At 62.2% G+C, this 19,668-nt stretch carries 8 protein-coding genes; 5 read left to right on the top strand and 3 right to left on the bottom strand.

Annotation, left to right across the window (positions count from 1 at the left end; all coding sequences use genetic code 11):
- Positions 1-614: 614 nt before the first annotated feature.
- Both VSP_RS26410 and VSP_RS26405 read right to left on the bottom strand, forming a co-directional pair.
- Positions 615-1,733 carry an AAA family ATPase gene (locus tag VSP_RS26410; protein ID WP_009964489.1) on the bottom strand — a complete coding sequence of 373 codons (1,119 nt, stop codon included), beginning with the start codon at positions 1,731-1,733 and terminating at the stop codon, positions 615-617.
- A 31-nt stretch (positions 1,734-1,764) separates the two neighbouring features.
- The gene (locus VSP_RS26405; protein WP_009964488.1) at positions 1,765-2,505 is read right to left on the bottom strand and encodes an RNA ligase family protein; all 741 of its coding nucleotides are present in this window, start codon (positions 2,503-2,505) and stop codon (positions 1,765-1,767) included.
- Between the two features lie 232 nt (positions 2,506-2,737).
- Between VSP_RS26405 and VSP_RS40085 the strand changes: the two genes are divergently transcribed.
- From VSP_RS40085 to VSP_RS26380, 5 genes are all read left to right on the top strand, one after another.
- A complete protein-coding gene (locus tag VSP_RS40085; RefSeq protein ID WP_198141234.1) occupies positions 2,738-6,034 on the top strand; it encodes an AAA family ATPase in 3,297 nt (1,098 codons plus the stop codon).
- Complete coding sequence (locus VSP_RS40080) at positions 6,031-9,255, top strand: AAA family ATPase (protein ID WP_009964486.1); 3,225 nt, start codon at positions 6,031-6,033, stop codon at positions 9,253-9,255. Before VSP_RS40085 ends, VSP_RS40080 begins: the two co-directional genes overlap by 4 nt.
- Before the next feature lie 13 nt (positions 9,256-9,268).
- Positions 9,269-11,572, top strand: a complete 2,304-nt coding sequence (locus tag VSP_RS41780) for an AAA family ATPase (RefSeq protein WP_009964484.1) — start codon at positions 9,269-9,271, stop codon at positions 11,570-11,572.
- Positions 11,573-12,445: 873 nt separating this feature from the next.
- Entirely contained in the window at positions 12,446-14,581 is a 2,136-nt protein-coding gene (gene fusA, locus VSP_RS26385; RefSeq protein WP_009964482.1) for an elongation factor G, read from the top strand.
- 564 nt (positions 14,582-15,145) lie between these two features.
- The gene (locus VSP_RS26380; protein ID WP_009964480.1) at positions 15,146-16,516 is read left to right on the top strand and encodes a hypothetical protein; all 1,371 of its coding nucleotides are present in this window, start codon (positions 15,146-15,148) and stop codon (positions 16,514-16,516) included.
- On the opposite strand, the gene VSP_RS26375 is transcribed toward VSP_RS26380, so the two are convergent.
- Positions 16,513-19,623, bottom strand: a complete 3,111-nt coding sequence (locus VSP_RS26375; protein WP_009964478.1) for a glycosyltransferase family 4 protein — start codon at positions 19,621-19,623, stop codon at positions 16,513-16,515. The two genes, VSP_RS26380 and VSP_RS26375, sit on opposite strands and share 4 nt — an antisense overlap.
- Positions 19,624-19,668: the final 45 nt, after the last annotated feature.

Below are 19,668 nucleotides of genomic sequence, written 5' to 3'. Positions count from 1 at the left end.
TAGCCTTGGGCATCTCATCATCAATCCCCACTCTTCTGGCCCTCCGGCAACTGATGCCGATTGCCAATCTGCGCTACCTCACGCGAGCCCATCCGGCTCCTCCCCGAATGGCCCAATCAAATTCACCGCCCCAGCTCCGCAGCAGGGTTGGAGTGCCGTCCCGCATGCGGGACCAATACCATCAGGGAAAAAGTGGCGAGGCTCATTGTCTCCCATTTGGGAACGAGCGGAGGGCCGAAGGCCCGGTCTCATGCCAACCTTGGGCAACGCCCAAGGTTCGTCAGGCCTTTAGGAGATAGAGGGATGTAGGCCCGGCGTCATTCAGGGATGCTCGTCGTGGGCAGGCTTGATGAGGCCGGGCCTTCAGCCCTCAATGGTTGGTTTGTCATCTATTCCTTGGGCGTTGCCCAAGGCTGGCATGAAGCCGGACCTTCGGCCCTTCTGAAGTGGCATTCCTGCCACCGGTATAGCGAATGCACCATCGCCACTCCGAGGCTCACCAACCCAAAACAGCAAGACTATCCTTTTCCCTGATGGCATTGGCTTTTAAGCGGAATCACGCCCCAGACGTCCCATGACGTCCATTCCACTCCATCACTCCGATCAGCTCTCCCTCAACCAAGCACCACGAACCTCACTTGATGCCCCTCCGCCACATCCGGCACCTCCACCTTGCCCGCCAGTTTCTCAATCACCCTCGCGGGCACCGGATCCTTCCTCCCGGCATTCCGCTTCAGCACAGCCCGCAGCTCATCCTCCAGATACACGATTTCAATCCACGCACCATACCCGGCAAACAGATCCACCCAGCGTTTCCTCAAACTCACGGTCAGATTGGTCGCGTTAAACGCAAAGTCCTCCCCGGCGCGCAGATGCTGGCGGCAACGCTCTCTCGCCTCCTGAATGACGCGTCCCTGATTGTCGGTGGCATCCACATCCAGATCCTCCCGCACCGCGTCCAGGGACACCACCGGCAGCTCCGGCCGGCTCCGTGCCAGCCAGGTGTCCTTGCCTACGCCGGGCAGTCCGCTCATCATGATCACACGGCATTTGTAATCCTCATGCGGCACATGGTGCAGATCGCCCACTGCCTCCCGGAAATACAGGAACCGCGCCTGCGCATTCGCAAAAGGATAAGGTCCGTCATAGCACCCGTGCTCCACCGCGACGTCGCGCCAGAGGTTCAGCATCTCCTCGGTCCGCATGGTCTCCCCCGCATCGCGACCCCGGGTGTCTGCCAGGGCAAAGAGATGGAGCAGCCGGTTCTTCACCAGACATGACAAACGGATCACTTCCTGCTCGGGGTGCGCCTTCTCCAGGAGATACGGCGGCCGACCGTGATAACGCACCAGCCGCACGATCTGTTCACGCAGCTCCAGCGGGCATCCCAGCTCCGCCAAAACGCCCCGCGCCAGACTCGCTCCGACAATGGAGTGCCTCAATGACCGCAACCTCCCGGTCTCCGGATCCAGTGCGGTGGTGGCCGGCTTGCCGGAGTCATGCAACAGCGCGGTGAACAGCAGCTTGAGCTGGTCCTCGCGACCAAGTTCCTCGTACCCCTCCAGCTTCTCCACCTCCGCACACACCATGAGAGTGTGAGTCCACACATCCCCCTCCGCATGCCAGATCGCATCCTGCTGGCACGCTCGCATGGCATCTGCCCAATCACTCCCCGCCGCCCAGCGGATGATCTCCTCATTGGAGCCCTTCAAAATGTCCTGCCAATCTCTCATCGCCGCACTCCATTTCTAATTCCTAATTTCACTACGCCCAGATGTCGGCATTCGCGTCCAGCTCATTCGGCACCATCACCTGATGCTGCCAGTGCGTGCTTTCCTTGATCTTCTCCACGAACTCCGGTCGCACGATTTTGGCCCGGCCAGTGACCACGCCATCGGCCTCGGTCCGCAGATACAGACCCTCCATGCGATGATCCACAGCACCCGCGCCAGGATGCACAAACTCTGCCTCAAACGCAGAGACCCCAATCAACTCCTGCAACTTCTCCTGTGTGGCAGCTCCTTCATGCAGCACCGGCACCGTGGGGATGCCTGTGCCCTCCAACAGCTCCAGCCGACGCTCCAGAGAGAGGAAGTGCCCGGCCTCTTTGTCATAGATGTCGAACTCAAAGAGGTAATGTGGCAGACCGCGATAGTGCACACTGTGCCGCGCATAGAGCCACTCGCCAAAGAGGATGTACTGGTCCGCCAGCATCGTCTCCAGCACGGAGCGTTTCACGGCGGTCCATTGCTTGAAGAGATCATACTGCGGGTGCATGCCCTCTGTGATCTCATGCCCGCGACATTGCAGAAACAGCTTCCCGTTGGTGAGGAAGTGAATGCCCACATTGGTGCCGTCCAGCTTCTCTTCCACAATGAGCGACGGATCTTTGACAAACGCCGCCGAGGCCTTGAGCCCCAGGTGCTTGTCATCGTCCGTGCCCTTTGATCCAAAGAGATGCGGCGTGCGGGGGTACTTGATGAAGTTGTCGCGTGAAGCTCCCATGGGGGTGGGGAGTGAAGGTGAATCTGATCCCGAAAACGAGGGGATTTCTTTCCTGCCGGCCGAAATTCTCAAGGGCATCCGAGGCGCACCAGGCGGGGGCGAAGAATCTCCCATGCAGCCAAAATCTCAACTGCGCCTTTTTGCAGGGGACCTGTTAAAAAACGCAGGTGTGTCATCCACGTCTTGCTGGCATTTAGCTGACCTTTTGTGTTGGATGCAGAACATGTCGGAAATGGACACCGCGTTTTACCTGGTCACCCGGACCCTTGAACTGAGCCCTGAGGGCGATGATCAGGTGTTGGTGGAGTTGTTGCTGGTGCCGGAGGCGGCCACCTTTGGCAACCGGGTGCGTCGTGCCCGCAGCGAGCTGCTGGATCTGGCAGAGGAAATCCTCAGCAAACATCCGCTGGATGAGCTCAACCGCCGCCTCGTGCGCAGCGAGCCCGCCCTGGCCAAGGTGGAGCTCACCGTGGAGCCTGCGCGGCGCAGCGAGGCCTGGCGGGAGGGCGTTGCAGTCACCCTGGAAGCCGTTGTCTGGGATCAGGGGGGCCATGCGGTCGCCACGGTGCCCGCTTTGAATATCGCCGTCATCGCGCCGGATCGTGAACGTCTGCCGGAAATGCTGGCAGATCATGTGCTCCTGGCCATCAAGCGGGAAGGCTTCAACCGGGATCTGCTGGAACTCGCCCGGTTGGAACGCGGCACGCTGGAACTCACCCGCCTGCAATGGACGCCCAATCTGGGAACGGCCAAGGAGCGCTGGAAACAACGCAACCAGGAGCCCGGCAAGGAGGATGCGCTTGCACAGCTCTGCACCCGCATGGAGGGCATCTTCCAGCCGCGGGTGTTCGAGGTGCAGGGCCAGGTGGCGCAGCTGGCGCGGCTCCTGAACCTGGAAAACAAGCCCAGCATCCTGCTGGTGGGCCCCTCCGGCGTGGGCAAGACGGCCCTCGTCCAGAAGCTGGCCGCGGATCGCGGGGAGCATGGCCTGGGGCAGTGCGAGTTTCATCGTACCAGCGGGGCGCGTCTCATCGCCGGGGCCTGCGGGTTTGGCCAGTGGCAGTTGCGCTGTCGCGAGCTGCTCCTGCGGGCGCGGGAGCTGGGGGCAGTCTTGCACCTCGGCAGCCTTTTCGAGCTGCTCAACGTGGGCCAGAGCAGCGCAGGAAATGAGAGCATCGCCTCCTTTATTCGTCCGTACCTGGTGCGGCGGGAGGTGCAGGTCATCGCAGAGTGCACCCCGGAGCAACTCAGCGTGGTGGAACGTATCGATCCCCGCCTGGGCGATGCCTTCCGTATCATGAAGGTGGAGGAGCCAACACCGGAGCGGGCCGATGCCATCCTGCTCGCGGCCTCCGTGGCCATGGCGGGTGACCGCGCCCGCTTCACCCGGCCCGCTCTGCACCGCGTGGCGGCCCTGCACCGCCGGTTCATGGGCTATGCCGCCTTCCCCGGCGCCCCGCTGCGCTTCATGCGGCGTCTGCATGAGAAGTCTGCGACCGACATCCTGGTGGAGGAGGCGGAGGTGTATGACGCCTTCACCAAGGAGACCGGCATGCCCCGGCGTCTGCTGGATCCCGCTCTGCCGCTGGATTTGGATGCCGCCCGGCAGTGGTTCGAGGAAAGGGTGCAGGGCCAGCCGGATGCCGTTGCCGCCGTGGTGGCCATGATCGCCCGGCTCAAGGCGGGGCTCACCCGGCCCGGACGCCCCCTCATGTCCCTGCTCTTCACCGGGCCCACGGGCACGGGCAAGACGGAGATGGCGAAGGCCCTGGCGGAGTTCCTCTTTCAAGCAGCTGACCGCATGATCCGCCTGGACATGAGCGAGTACAACCACCCCTGGAGCGCCCAGCGTCTGGTGAGCGGCAGCCAGGATGGTCGTGAGGGCCTGCTCACCGCCGCCGTGCGGGACCAGCCCTTCAACGTGCTGCTGCTGGATGAGTTCGAGAAAGCGGACCCCGCCGTCTTTGATCTGCTGCTGCAGGTGCTGGGCGAGGCCCGCCTCACGGATGCGGCCGGTCGCACCGCGGACTTCAGCAACTGCGTGGTCATTATGACCTCGAACCTCGGTGCCCGGGAGTTTGCCCGCGGGCGGCTCGGATTTCAGCAGGACGGGGAGACGTGGCGGAACGCTGTGGAACACTTCACCGCCGCGGTGCAGGCCGTGCTGCGCCCGGAGATGTTCAACCGCATCGATTCCATCGTGCCCTACCGCCCGCTTTCTGAGGAGGTGGTGGAGTCCCTGACCCGCAGGGAGCTGGCGGCGATCGCCCAGCGTCCCGGCCTCGCGGGGCGCAAGCTGCGTCTGGAGGTCGCGGAACCTCTCATCCAGCATCTGGCCCGGGAGGGGTATGATCCCCGCTATGGCGCGCGTCCGCTGAAGCGACGCATCGCTCAAGAGTTGCTGGCTCCGCTCTCGGCAGAATTGCCCGTCACTCTGGCACCGAAGAGCTTGGTGAAGGCTGAGCTGGGAGCGGATGGCAAAGTGAAGTTTCAGTTCACCAAGCCGCTCCAGCAGGCGGAGCATCTCTCCGGCATCCAGATCCTGCAAGACAGGCTCGAGTACGTGACACGCATCCGGGAGTATCTGGCCCAGCTGCGCATCTGCACCCTGATGAATGCCTTGAGCGGGAACCTCCGCGTGCTGGAGGCCCGTCGTCGTCGGCTGAAGCTGAAGAGCCGCCGTCGGGGTGGGGAGGCCTGGGTGGCGCATGACCCGCGCTATGAGGCGCTCAAGGAATGTGTCACCACCGTGGACGGTGCGCACAAGACCCAGACCGAGCATGAGGAGACGCTCATCCTGGCGCTGCATCACGGCCGCCCCGCCGATGCGCCAGCGCACGATCCCATCAAACAACATGATGTGGAGGAGATGGCGCTGACCGCGTTGGAAATGTTTCAGCCGCCCCCTGAAACACTGGTGCTGGAGTTCCGCGGGCAGCCGGGCGTGTGTCTGGTGGATTTCGTCCGCGTGTACCGCGCGCTCGCCGTGGCTGTAGGGGGCAAGGTGCAGGTGGGCTACTTTGCCAAGGAGGTGCCGGTCCGCCAGCGCGACGCCAGCGGCCTCCGCGCCTTTGTGGATGTGGATGAAAAGGACGTGCTCTGTGAATCCCTCGCCAAGGCCGATGGTGACAAGCTGAGTGCCATCGTGCTCTGGGTGACCGGGGGTCGCGCTCCCATCTACCTCAAAGGGGAGGGCGGCCTGCATCTCTCCCGCCGGAGCCGCCTGCCGGGCGACCAGGACAATGCCAAGGGTAACTCCGCGAACTTGGGGCAACCGCCGGACTGGACCTGCCGGATCACCGTGCATGTGCTGGAGCCCCCGGTGAAGCAACTCAAGGACTTCCACCTCGCTCTGGATGGCCTGGTCGGCCAGCCGGAACTGGAGAGCGGCGTGATCCGCCGCCAGTACGATCCCGTGAAACAGACCGTGAAGGACGGCCCCATTGGCGATCGCGAGAGTGGCAAGTTTGATCCGGACTGGCTGCTGGGGGCAATGCGCCAACAACTGTTGAGGGAGGCTCTTTCATGAACCGCAAGCTATCCATTCCCGTGTATGTGGACCACCACCGCGAGCCGGGCGGGCAGGCACGCTTCCGCGTGCGGCCGCTACTGCCACCGCTGTGCGCGCACTGGGAGGAGACGGATCCCCAGGAGGACCGTGCACTGAAGCGGCTGGAAGACCGTCTGCAGCGGCATCTGGCGGAGCTCGTGACCGGGCTGGACCATCGCTCCCTGCTTACCTGGAGCTTCAGCCCGGAGGTGACGGGCCACTCCGTGCGCCTGCGCCTTGAACTCCGCCGTCACTCGTATGAGGCGCAGTTCTTCGTGGCCGTGTTTGACTCCGGCGAGCGCCGTCTGGCCGTCCTGCCACGCGGGGAGGGGCTCACCTTCCTGTGGCCGGCGGGCACCCGGCTTGAGGATGTGTTGCAGAGGGTGCTCACCGAGCACTTCCGGAAGCTGGAGAAGGAATCTGAGGAGGTGGTGGACCTGGAGCCGTGGAGTTCCGGGAGCCAACCGCATGTCTCCCATGTCAACGTCGTGGTGCCCGGCAATCAGCGGGTGGCCGCAGAGAAGACCCGCCATGTGGCCCTGGGGCAGGAAGAGCCCATGGACGGGCAGAAGGAACTCTATCGCGTAGGACGCAGTCTGGATCGCCAGTATCCCCAGGAGCTGCAGCGGGCCCTGCTGCGGGAGACGGAACTCACGGAACTCGCCGGTTGGTTCAGCCGCAAGACGCCGCATGTCCCCATGGTGGTGCTGGTGGGCCCGCCCAAGGTGGGCAAGACTGCCCTCATCCGTGAGTGCGTGCGCCGGATCATCGAGTCTCCCAAGGTGTCGCGTCGTGGACAGTTCTGGCACGTCTCGCCGCAGCGCGTCATCAGCGGCATGTCCTACCTCGGCCAGTGGGAGGAGCGCTGGACGGTCGTGCTCGCAGAACTGCGGAAGCGCCGGCATGTGCTGGTGCTGGATGATCTGCCCGGTCTCTTTGAGGCAGGGAAGAGCTCCGGCAGTGAGCTCACCCTGGGCCATGTGCTGAAAGCCCGGCAGGAGCATGAGCCCGTCGCGATCCTCGCTGAGGCCACGCCGGAGGTCTGGGCGCGTCTGCGTGAGATGGATCGCGCCTTTGCGAGCATGTTCCATGTCATGCACGTGCGGGAGACGGATGATGAAACAACGCTCCGCATCCTGGTGCGCACCTTGCAGGCCATGCCGCTGGGGGCGAGGACACGGTTCACCCTGGATGTGGTGCCGATGGTCATGCAGCTCCAGCAGCGCTTCGCCAGGGCGCGGGCCTTCCCCGGCAAGGCGGTGGAGATGGTGCAGGCCCTCGCCCAGGGCTTGAAATCCGCCGGCGGGACGGTGGTGGACGGTCCGGCGGTGCTGGAGTGGTTCGCCAGCCGCCACGGCATCCGTAAGAAAATGCTGGATGCGGGAGAGTCGCTCCCCAGAGCCCGACTGCGGGGTGCCTTCAGTCAGCGGATTGTGGGTCAAGAGCCAGCCATTGCTGCCATGGTGGACACCGTCCTCATGGCAAAGGCTGAGCTGCAGGATGCCCACCGCCCCATGGGGACACTGCTCTTCCTCGGCCCTACGGGCACGGGCAAGACGGAGTGTGCCCGTGCACTGGCGCAGTTCGTCTTTGGCAGTGAGGAGAAAATGCTCCGGTTTGACCTCAATGAGTACTCCGGTGCCGATGCCGCCCTGCGGCTCATTGGCGGTGCAGGGCGGGGTGGTCTGCTCACCTCCCGTGTACGGCGGCAGCCCTTCAGCCTGCTGCTGTTTGACGAAGTGGAAAAGGCCCACCCGGATGTGCTGGACCTGCTCCTCCAGGTGCTGGGGGAGGGGCGGCTAACGGATGCCCAGGGGCAGACGGCGGACTTCTGCAACTGCATCATCATTCTTACATCGAACCTTGGTGCGGGCGCTGGCAGCAGAAGTGTGGGATTTGCGGCGACAGAGGAGATTCCAGGCGGTGAGCACTACATTGAAGCGGCCCGCAAACATTTCCGACCTGAGTTCTTCAACCGGCTGGACCGTATTGTACCCTTCCACGAGCTGCGGAAAGGGGACATCGTGTATCTCGCCAGAACCATGGCAGAGAGGGCGCTCAACCGGCAGGGCTTGCAGGACCGGCACGTGGATGTGCGCTTGGAAGATGATGTTGTGAAGGCGCTGGCAGACCGTGGGTTTGACCTCGCATTCGGGGCGCGCGCTTTGCGCCGGGCAGTGGAGACCTATCTGGTGGAACCGCTGGCGGAGAAGTTGCTGGGAATGCCGTGGGATCGTGCGGCTCGATTCCAGGTGACAGTTGATCCAGAAGGGCGGCTTCAGTTTCACCTTCACACCGTCAAGCAGGTTGATGTCCGATTGCCGTTTCCGGTGGAAGTGCCTGATGAGGTGCTCTGGGAAGACCTCTCGCGTGCGCATGCCGTGCTGGATGCTGCGACTGATCGACTGGATGCCTGGGAGTTCGATGAACCTAGCGACGATGTGGGGCCCATGAAGGCCTGGTACTACCATCTACGCGGCGAGATCAGTCGCCTCCGCTTTGGGCTGGAGCGTTGTGAAGACTTCCTGGAGGGGGAGGAAAAAGCGAGAAGGCATGCCATGGCGGCACGCTCGAGCAATCCGCATCCGCCCCGGCGTCGCGACGTGCTGCACGTGCTGCCGGAAGAGGTGCTTGTAACTCTCCTGGATGACCTGATGGCCGAGCGCCTCGCCTCGCATGCGATTGAGGATGTCTTGGGGAAGGCTCGTCCGATGGATGAAATCCGTGGGCGAATCTTGCGCTTGCTCTGGCGCACCCGGTATCTGTACAGCGTGTGTGAGCCCGACTTTGTGGAACCCCAGGAGTGGGTGTTGAGGCTGGACTCCCCCATTGGTTATCCCGTGATGTACTCGCATCGGCCTTGCTGGGCCCAGCATGCCTTTGGGGATTACGGTGAGATTGACCCCGATATTGATAGGGCAAAAGTGACCGCCCACGGCGCATCAGATTTGATCCGATCGCAGAGTGGCACCTTTGCCAGAATTTCTCCGCGTGGACTGAGCTCGATCTCCACGCACGTTTCTTCTTGGGAAGGGCCTATGTTGCAGGCTGATCCGTCGATCATTGAGAAGCTGGAACTGGACGCCATGCTTGTCGATCTACGCACTGGTCTCGTTGCCCACAAGTACTCCCTTGACGACGGAGTGATGGACTTCGCCTACGTCTATGGCCTGCCGATCGAAGAGGTGGAAAACGCATAACCCCTGATTTCCCATGCCCAAATCCCAACGTCATCCCGTGGTCCTCTGGCAGACGGGCGAGCGCGCCTGGAGTGGTCGTCTTCTTAATGACTCGGCCACCGACGGCACGGCCAGCGGCGTCTCGACGGCGGATGTGCTGCGCCAGCTCAAGGAATACCTCACCGCAGTGGACCGGGACGGGATGTTGTGGCTGATTGCGCCAGATTTCCTGGAACCCACGCTGCGTACGGTCAAGGTCTCGGCCGTGCCGGAGTACGAGTTCCTCGTGGCCGGGAATGGGCAGCGGAAGCGCACCCTCCCCTGTGAGGAGCCCGTGCAGCTCCGTCTGCCCTGTGTGGTGGGCCGGCGGGAGAGCGGCCTGGTTTGCGCCCTGCTGCCCACGCTGGATGTGCAGTTCGAGCTGCCCGGGGGAGATCGGATCGAGGAAATGGCGCTGCACTACGCCAGACAGGCACTGAAGGGACAGAACCCGGCTGCCCTCCTGCGCTACCTGCCGCCCATGGACTGTCGGCTGGAGGAGATCGTGTACTCCCCGTGGCAGAAGAAGGACAGCGTCCGCGTGGAGCCTCCCGAGCACCTCGGCAAGGTGGCGGAGCACGTCGGTTCACCCGCGATCCGCCGCCATGTGCGCACCTGGGAGCGGGAGGCGGATGTTGCCCGAGTCCAGGCAAGGCTGGACCTGAGCAAGGGCAGCACCCTGCTGGTGGGTGGCCCCGGCAGCGGCAAGACGGCGGTGCTGGTGGATGCTGCGCGGAAGGTGGAGCGTGAACTCGGCCTGGGCCCGGGCGAAGCCCGATCCCAGCGTTTCTGGATCTCCAGCGGGTCGCGCCTCATCGCCGGGCAGCGCTGGCTGGGCCAGTGGCAGGAGCAGTTGGAGAAGGTGATCGCAGAGCTGCGTGCTCTGGACGGCGTACTCTGTCTGGAGAGCCTCCAGGAGCTGTTGCGTCTGGGCGGCTCCAGCCCGGGCAGCAGCCTGGCGGCTTTCCTCGTACCCTATCTGCAAACCGGGGAACTGCGCGTGGTGGTGGAGGCAACCCCGGAGGAGGTGGAATCCTGCGAGCGCGAGCTGCCCGCCTTTCTGGATGCCCTGGGCGTCGTGCGCATGGAGCCGCTCGACGAGGCGCAGCAGGCCCGCATTCTGGACCAGGCCGCCCGCTCGTTCTCCGACCAGACGCAGCTCGACTTCACCGCCGATGCCGCGCGCGAGGCCGGACGGCTCTGTCGACGGTTTCAGCCCTATGCCGGATTTCCTGGAACCCCACTCGGCTTCATGCACGAGGCGCTCAACCGGGCGCGCGAGGCCGCGGCGCCCGCCGTGGATCTCACCCACATGCGCGGGCTCTTCGCCACCACCACCGGCCTGCCCGACTGGCTGTTGGATGAGAAAGCCACGTTGGATGCCGCAGCTCTGGCGCAGTGGTTCAACGAGCGCGTCGTGGCCCAGCCCCGTGCCGTGCAGTCGGTCTGTCGCCCCCTGACCAAGTTTAAGGCCGGTCTCAACGATCCCCTGCGACCTCTGGCCGTCCTGCTCTTCACCGGACCCACCGGCACGGGCAAGACCCAGCTCGCCAAGACGCTGGGGGATTACCTCTATCCCAACCGCAAGGCCGCCGACCGCATGGTGCGCCTGGACATGAGCGAGTACGCGGGCTACGACGCCGCGCGCCGCCTTCTGGGCGAGGCCGGTGGGGAGCCGTCTGACTTCATCAAACGCATGCGGCAGAACCCCTTCACCGTGCTGCTGCTGGATGAGGTGGAAAAGGCCTCCCCCGAGGTCTTCGACACCCTCATGAACGTCTTCGACGAAGGCCGGCTCACCGACACCCTCGGACGCACCACCTGGTTCCGCAGCACCGTCATCATTATGACATCGAACCTTGGTGCCCGGAAAGGCGGCTCCCTCGGCTTCACCCCGGGCGATGCCGGAGCCTCCGCCCGCGTCGATCCCGCCGCTGCGGCCCAGTTCTTCCGCCCCGAGTTCTTCAACCGCCTGGATGAGGTGGTGGTGTTTGATCCCCTCGACCGCGATGCCGTCAAAGCCATCGCCTTGCGCGAGGTCGCCAGCCTGGAAGAACGCGAAGGCCTGCGGGATCGCGACATCAAGCTGCAAGTGAGCCCCACCCTCCTGGACAAAGTCTGCGAACAAGGCTTCGACCCCATCTACGGCGCCCGCCCCCTCCAGCGTCGCCTGGAAGAACTCGTCGTCACCCCCGTAGCCCGCTGGCTCGTCGCCCATCCCGTGGCGAGGGAGGTGGCGTTGGTGGCGGATTGGGAGCCAGGGGCCGGTGCGTCAGTGCGTCAAGGTGTTGACTCCTGAATCGGCAATGCGAGCCTGCAGCCGGGTTGGAGTACCGACTTTAGTCGGCTCAGTCAAAGCTCTTCCTCGAAGAGGATGTGGCTACAAGCCCAACGTTGACGAGCAACTACAAACAAAGCCTCGCAGCCTTGGGCATCTCTTCATTAGACCCCACATCCCCGGCCCTCCGGCAACTGATACCGATTGCCAATCTGCGCTACCTCACGCCAGCCTATCCAACTCCTCCCCGACTGGCCCAATCAATTTCACCGCCTCAGCACCGCAGCAGGGTTGGAGTACCGCTTTTAAGCGGAATCAGGAGGCATGGGGAGGGATGGACGTCATGGGACATGCGGGGCGTGATTCCGCTTAAAAGCGGTACTCCAACTCCGGCACGAAGCTTCACAAAAGATCGGATACGGGTCGCCCTGCTGGAGATAGGCGATGAGCAGACTGTTCACGGCCCATTCACACCACCCCTGACCTCAGGTCCGACGTCGGGTGTCCGGAAGTCTGGCGTCTTGATCCCCCTTTACGCTCCCTACCCAACTCTGGATTCCTTTATTAGCGTTCCATAAGTGTCTATAAGTGGTTCCTCCTCGCCTCTTGACAACTTATCCATCCATGTTATCCATTCCCATCCACGTATGAAACCCCGTGTCCTGAAAATAATTCAGTCAGCCCTGCTTCGGCAAGGGCTCGGGATGACGTGGTCATTCTCCTGAGAGAGAATTCGGACACTGTCAGATTTGGTTGCTTACCCCCGGGAGCCCTGCCGCAAGACGCGACAGGGCTTTTTTGTCTTCAAGACACATCCACATCGTGCTTTCAGGATCCCGTGAGATGGATCCTGCCGGGGGAGCAGCGCCAACTGTCAGTGAACTCTCTTCAGTTATGAGTGCCCGTTTCAACGATCAACTCAGTGCCCAAAACCAAACCCGAAGCATCAACGCCACCGCCAACCAGGCCCAGGCGCTGGAGAAACTGCGCAACATCGGCATTGCCGCGCACATCGATGCGGGCAAGACCACGCTGACCGAACGCATCCTCCTTCACTCTGGCGCGATCCACTCGGCCGGCGAGGTGCATGATGGCAACACGACGACCGACTTCTCCGACATCGAACGCGACAAGGGAATAACCATTTCCTCCGCTGCCGTGCCCGTTCATTGGACGCCGCTCGCGGAGGGTGGTGTGACCCCGCTTCATGCGGGTGAGCGTCATCGTCTCAACGTCATCGACACCCCGGGCCATGTGGACTTCACTGCGGAGGTTGAGCGCTCCCTGCGTGTGCTGGACGGCATGATCGCCGTCTTCTGCAGCGTGGGTGGCGTGCAACCCCAGAGTGAAACCGTGTGGCGACAGGCCGACCGCTACGGCGTGCCCCGTCTCGCGTTCATCAACAAGATGGACCGCGCTGGAGCCAGCTTCGAGCGCGTGGTGCAGGAGCTTCGCGAGAGGCTCGGTGCCAACGCCTGGCCCATCGTCCTGCCCGACGGCAGCGAGTCCGAACTTCGAGGTCAGCTCGATGTGATCCATCAACGTGCCCTTGTCTCGCAACCCGGATCGCCTCCCTCCCAATCGGTGGAAGCGCTCACGGAAGCCCAGCAAGAACGCGTGCAGATCGCTCGTGCCAATCTGGTCGAGGCCCTCGCGAGTCTGGATGATGAGGTGGCGGCCTTGTGGCTGGAAGGTCATGAGGTGCCCTCTCTCGTCCTCCAGCAGGCCGTGCGTCGGCAGACCCTTGCCGGTCGCTTCCTGCCCGTGCTCGGTGGCAGTGCTTATCGTCATGTGGGGGTCACTTCCTTGCTGAACGCCGTGGTGGACTATCTGCCCTCCCCGGTGGACATGGCCGCGTTGCGTCCGGTGCCTGCAGAGGTGCCGGTGGCGGCGCTGGCTTTCAAGGTCGTGCGTCATCCCCAGGCAGGCCGCCTCGTGTACGTTCGCATGTACTCCGGCAGTCTGCACAAGGGCATGGAGCTTTTCAATCCTCGTACCCGCAAGACAGAGCGTCTCGGCCGGTTGCTGCGTTTGTTCGCCGACCGTCGTGATGAACTGGATGCCGTGGGCGCGGGCGACATCTGTGCGGTGGTGGGCCTGCAGAGCGTGGGCACGGGGGACACCCTGTGTCTGCCCGGTGCCGGTCGCGAGATCCTTCTCGAGCCCCCGCAGTTTCCTGAACCGGTGGTCAGCATGGCCATCGAGGCAGCCCATTCCAACGATCAAACCCGGCTGGCGAGTGCGCTGGCCCGACTTAGTGATGAAGATCCTACTTTCCAGGTTCGCACCCATGAAGAAACCGGCCAATGTCTCATTGCCGGCATGGGTGAGCTGCACCTTGAGATCATCCGGGAGAAACTGTCCCGTGAGCATGGCGTGGAAACCCGCGCCGGTGCTCCCGAGATAGCGTGTCGCGAGACGATCCGGCAGACGGCCGTAGCCGACCATGAGCTCAAAAAGCAAAATGGTGGCTCTGGCATGTATGCCCGCGTCAAACTGGCTGTCCAGCCGGTGGAGCGCGGCGCTGGGTTGTCGGTGGAAGACGCCGTCTCCGGCGGCACCATCCCGACCAAGTTCCTCACGGCCGTCCATCGTGGGATCGAAGAGGCCGCCCGCAACGGTGTCCTCAACGGCAGCCCCGTGGTGGATGTGCAGGTGCGGATCCTGGACGGTGCCGCGCATGTGAAAGACTCCAACGAGCAGGCGTTCCGCCTCGCTGCCGGGGAGGCCTTCCGCGAAGCCCTGCGTGCCGCCCGGCCCTTGCTCCTCGAACCCGTCATGCGGGTGCAGGTGACTGTGCCGGAACAGCATCAAGGCGACATCCTGGGTGACCTGAACCGCCGCCGTGCCCGCATCACGGGCATGGAAGCCGGGACCGATGCCCAGGCCCTGGCCATCGTCACTGCCGAGGTCCCTCTCGCAGAGATGTTCGGCTACGCTGGTGCCATCCGCAGCCTGTCAAAAGGCCGCGCCTCGTACTCCATGACCCCGTCAGGATACGAACCCGCCCCGGAAGGTGCGGTGAGGTGAGGTGAGGCAAGGTGGAGCAAGTAGCTAGGTAAGAAATACGAGGAACCGCTGACTGACGTTAAAGAACGCTCATGGTGAAAGCCTGAGGGTTCGAGGTGTTGGTCAGCGGTTCTTTTGTAGCGCAGATTGGCAATCTGCTGTGCCGCCGATTGGCAATCGGCACGCTTCGCCGAAGCGGGGAACGCGTTTTCGCACACGAAGGCACAAAGGATTGAGCTGCTCGGATGCCTTTAAAGGAGGCGGGGGTTCCCAGCCCCGCTCAGTCGCCACACCGAGCACGTACAAAATATCGAGATTCAACCTGGTCGAATTACCCCTCCCGCTTTAGAGATCCAGGTCTCCAAGCTGCCACCGATCTCCTCCCCGACAGCCTCTCCTGTAGGGCGGATGCTCCGCCTGCCACGATGCACTCCCGGATTTCTCTTCTCCTGAATTGGCTGCCGCCGCGCCGCGCCTGATCAAAACGGTTCGTGACAAAGTTCTCGAAAGGGTGCGGCATGAGTGTTATTTCTGGGGACTCTACCTGCCAGAGCCCCCTTCGTTCCCGGCTCTCATTTTCTCGCTATGGCCAAGACTCTTTATCTTCACATCGGACATGGGAAAACCGGGACAAGCTACCTTCAGTCTGTCTTTGCCTGTAGCGCATCAGTGCTCCGGGCTCAGGGACTGGACTATCCGTGGAATTCCAGCTGTGACTTGGCGGCTGACGCGAAGATTACCTCAGGCAACGGGATGTTCTTCGAGCGCTATCTGAGGGCAAATCCGGAAGCAGGCGAGCCTTCTCTGGGGTCTTCAGATCCGGATGTGCGTGGCACTTTGTTCAGCTCGGAGTGGATTTTCACGTTTCTGATCGAAGCAGTGTCCCCACCTTGGACCGGATCGCCATGGGAGGACTACTGGGGCGAGATTGGCGCAGAAGAGCGCGTCGAGCGCCTCGTAAGATGGGCGCAGGCCAAGGGATATGATCGCATCAAGGTTCTGCTGTTTATTCGGAATCCAATCTCGCAGATTCTCTCGGGCTATCAGCAGTCCATCAAGCGGGCGGGAGACACACGGGCTATTGAAGGCTACACACCCAGATCCTTGCTGCCTCCCCGCGTCCTGGCTTGTCTGAATCTCTTCGACCGCTGGCCATGCATTGAGACAGATGTGGTCAACTATTCCGTGGTCAAAGACCAGCTAGCGGTGATTGCCGCAAGCTGGCTGGAGATTCCCGTGCACAAGTTGATGCATCCTCCCGCTGCGATCGTGAACCGGTCCATGACGCATGGCGAGCTGGAGTTCCAGCGCTGGCTGAACGTCTCTCTCGGCCCCAGTGGAGAGCTTGTCTCTGATCCCCTTTGTCAGGAGTTGCCGCATGTCCGCGCGCAAGTTATTGTCCCCTCCCGTGGTGCTCAGGATTCCCTGTGGGAGCAGATTCGCGAGTCCGTAGAGCAGGTCAACCGCCGGATCGACCCCCAGCACCGCTACGAGTATGATCCCATTGAGAGCCCTCCTCCTGGGGAGGAGTACTCATTCTCCCGCGACCAGATCCGGGTGATCGCCACCAGTCTGGGCAAAACGATCCTGGATCTTCGGGAACGCATCGGGGCCTGCTCCCCGGAGCACTATCGTCAACTCCAGGCCCAGTGCACTGATCTCCAGAAGCAGTGTGTGGATCTGGACGAACATTGCGGAAGGCTGCATGAAGCGTTGCAGGAACTCCAGGTGAGGCACGAATCCTTGGTGGCGGACCAGGGTGAAAAGAACACGCGCATCAAATCGCTGAAGGAAGAACTTCGGACTTTGTCCAAAGCGCTGCGCTATCGGGATGCAGAGCTCGCAAAACGCAAGGCCCGCCCTACGTTTCTAAGCAAGCTCTTCGGGGGGCAGCACTGGAAAAGAAGATGGGCACGGTGGAGGAGAGCCGGTGTTCCGACGCCGCCTAAGGGCTAGGAAAGTACGGGTCGGAGATGGTCCACCAGCGGCGTCACGACGGCGTCCAGGTATAGGCTTTCCCTCATGGCACGGAGGTTCCTGCGCTTGCGTTCCACGGTGGAAGGGGCGCTCAATGCCTCATATAATTCGGTGGCGATCGCTTCGGCGTTCAGCTGCTTGAAGCGGATGCAGGCATCGTTGGCCGCGATCTCATCCCCCAGTGGGTCTCCGCCGTTTGTGGCCAGCAGAGAGCCGCTCCAAACGCAATCCACCAGCCGCGTTCTCCAGGCGTACTGGTTTTCTATCCCCGGCTTGCTAATGAGGACCGTTACGTCGGCATCGAGATACCAATCGGCCCGTTGGGAGTACGGCACCCAATCCTTAAAGTGAACGATGCCGCGAAGGTGTTCCTGTTGTGCGTGGTCGATCGCTGCCTGGGCGCTCGCTACAAAGTCCGGCTGATCAACAAAGGGATTGGCGGCTCCCACCACAATGAGTTCCGTGGGGTGACGAAGGTTCAGAAGGGCTGTCGCATCCATCAAGTGCCGGATGTCAAACCAGGGGTACACGCCGCCAAACCAAAGGAGCTTCCACGCGGTGGGATGGCTCAACAAGGCGGTGCACGGTGCTGAAGACGCCTGGGGCTCTTCGCGGGAAATGCCATACGGCACCCGCAAGATGGGGTTCTTCCCGTAGTTGAGGGGATTAAACAACCCCAGAGCCGACAGTACGCCGGTGTAGAACCTTTCCTGTGCCTCGTTCGCGCAGAGGAAGAGGTGGCCCTTTTTGAGGATCAGGTTCCATTGGTCGCGGTAGATCTCGTACTGCAGATGTTCGCGCATCTTTTCGCTGGAATCTCTCGCCGCCACTTCAAGGTAGGCCGGCACATAGCAATCCAGCACCAGCGTTTGGTCCTCCCGCAAATTGCAGGCCGTTTTCAAGGACACTTCGCCAAAGCCATAGCTGATGATGACCACGTCCGAGTGCGCCGTGTGAGTGGGAAGTGACTTCTCATTCCAAGAGCACAGAATCACACCATCGGCCACCGCGGGGAGGGTGGTGCGGAGGCCCGTTTCGTGGAAGGCGAGGGTGATGGAGGCATCGGGCATCCGCATCTTGAGACCCACGGCAAGGCGCCAGTTGCGCAGTGCTCCTCCATCCACCAAGTCCGCGTCATTTAGAGGAGGCTGACCGTAGGACACAATGAGTATCCGGCGGGAAGACCGGAATTTGCGTTCCTCTTCTTTGAACACGGTGAGGAACTCCCGGGCAGCCCGCTCCCACCGCAATCTCTGCCAGACTTGAACTGCCAGGTCCTGATTGTTGATCGGGCCCTCCCCCATGGGATTAGGAGTCAGCAGGTCCACTACTTGGGAGGCCATCGCTCCCACGTCCAGATAGGGCACCTCATAGACGCCTCTGGGACAATATTCCACGATTCCGCTGACGCCTTGGAACAGGACCACGGGGACGCCGTTGCGCAACGCCTCCAGGCAAACAAGGCCGACCGGCTCCTCGCGGGAGGCGAGGATGAACACGTCGGCCTGGCCATAGAGCGGTTCCGGACAATCATGAGTGCCTGGGAAGTGGACAAAGCGGGCGACTCCCAGCCGCGCTGCGTCGTGCAAGCACCACGGGCCCCAGCTGGCGTTGTGGGCACCAATCCACACGAAGTGGGGCATTTCGACCTCTCGACCCTGCTCCTTGAGCAAGCTCATCATTTTCCCCGCGACCTGGACAAACAGATCCGGCCCCTTTCTTCCGTCGGCCGTGCCAGATGCCAGAACGATCTTGCATCCGGAGGGGATCCCCGCGAGTTCGTGAAAGTCTTTAGCGCCTGTGCCAGGGTCTTCCAGGCGGTGATCTCCGCCGTAGTGAATCACTGTCCCTTTCGCCCGGTCGAGCTGGAACTCTTGTTCGTTGGCTCTTCGTACGAGTTCGGCAGGGTAGATAACACGATTGCAGATCGCTGTGTAGGCCAGCATTTCAGCATGGCCGATATGGCTCTTGTTGAAAGTGGGCATCTCATGAATCCATCCTACCAGAGGAAGCCGGCAGGCGGCGATGATGTGAGCCAGGTGATGGGTTACCGTCGTGCTGCACAGGACTACCTTGGGTCCCTCAAGCTTGGAGAACCACTGGGCCAGCCGGGCGACGGCCTGATCGGGACAGGTGGAAACTTTGTCTAGTTCCCCCCGTGTCAGCGTGGGGGCCTCCGCAGCGTAGCTTTTGAGGAAGTGACCGCCGGAAATGAGGTGGGTCCAGCACACGGCCATGCCAGTCTCCTGAAGTTCACGAATGAGGTTGAGAAGGCATATCGGAGCGCCCGTGAGCGATGCTTCGTGACCCACCACCAGCACGTGAATCTGGCCGGGCTCCAATGTCTTTCGTTGGCGTAGATTCCTTTCGTCGCGCCACGATTTGAGAAACAACCGGTCAATGAGATCCAGGCTGTCGGCTTCACTCATCTGCCGTGAGCAGGGAGGGGGGCTGACACCCGTGCCCGCTTTGCCAAATGTGGGGCAGGGGGACCGTCCATCCTTCCATCCCTCCTCCAGATAGTGCTTCAGCGGCTCCAGACCCAAGGCTGCCACGTCCGGACTATGCGCAAGATACCACTTTGTTGCAAATCCCGGGTGAGGATCCATGCCCAGCTTCCATCCCACATTTTTGTAGTGTTCGTACGGTGTCCTGCCCGACAGTTTTGCCTCTGGACACTGACTCAAGTAATAGGCCTCATCGAAGAATGGAACTCCCGTCTGCGAGGATGCCGGCTTGGGGCTGGTGCCTGCCTTTTTGGGAGCGGTGGTTCGAAGCTTTCGCAGTCGTTTGGCAATCACCTCCAACTCTCTGATTTCTGAGGAGCGAATGCCAATTCTGCCCAGGAAACCGCGGCGCTTTTGACGCAGGAGATCCACCACCGTCGCGATGGCTGACTGTTGAATGGCTGCCCATTCGAGGAAAGTTGTCTTCTTCTTTGACTGCTTCGCCGCCTCAAGCTGCATGTCGTATGCGGCGAGCGCTTTCGAGCACAGTTTGCGGTTGGAGGTGCGCTCGCACACTTTGACAATCAATTGCCGTGCCCTCTTGACTAGGTGATCACTTTCCTGATAGACATCTTTCATAGGCCAGCCTCCTCTGAGGGCGGAGTCCGCTTTACTTTTAAAGGC

Source organism: Verrucomicrobium spinosum DSM 4136 = JCM 18804 (genome assembly GCF_000172155.1).
In the GTDB taxonomy this organism is placed as follows: domain Bacteria; phylum Verrucomicrobiota; class Verrucomicrobiia; order Verrucomicrobiales; family Verrucomicrobiaceae; genus Verrucomicrobium; species Verrucomicrobium spinosum.
The sequence above is the reverse complement of the archived record's forward strand: the minus strand, read 5'-3'. Positions and strand labels throughout refer to the sequence as shown.

Excerpts from the sequence above, each read along its gene's own strand:
- VSP_RS26405 (WP_009964488.1), bottom strand. The coding sequence starts at position 2,505 with ATGGGAGCTTCACGCGACAACTTCATCAAGTACCCCCGCACGCCGCAT.
- VSP_RS26410 (WP_009964489.1), bottom strand. The coding sequence starts at position 1,733 with ATGAGAGATTGGCAGGACATTTTGAAGGGCTCCAATGAGGAGATCATC.
- VSP_RS40080 (WP_009964486.1), top strand. The coding sequence starts at position 6,031 with ATGAACCGCAAGCTATCCATTCCCGTGTATGTGGACCACCACCGCGAG.
- VSP_RS41780 (WP_009964484.1), top strand. The coding sequence starts at position 9,269 with ATGCCCAAATCCCAACGTCATCCCGTGGTCCTCTGGCAGACGGGCGAG.
- fusA (WP_009964482.1), top strand. The coding sequence starts at position 12,446 with ATGAGTGCCCGTTTCAACGATCAACTCAGTGCCCAAAACCAAACCCGA.
- VSP_RS26380 (WP_009964480.1), top strand. The coding sequence starts at position 15,146 with ATGGCCAAGACTCTTTATCTTCACATCGGACATGGGAAAACCGGGACA.
- VSP_RS26375 (WP_009964478.1), bottom strand. The coding sequence starts at position 19,623 with ATGAAAGATGTCTATCAGGAAAGTGATCACCTAGTCAAGAGGGCACGG.
- VSP_RS40085 (WP_198141234.1), top strand. The coding sequence starts at position 2,738 with ATGGACACCGCGTTTTACCTGGTCACCCGGACCCTTGAACTGAGCCCT.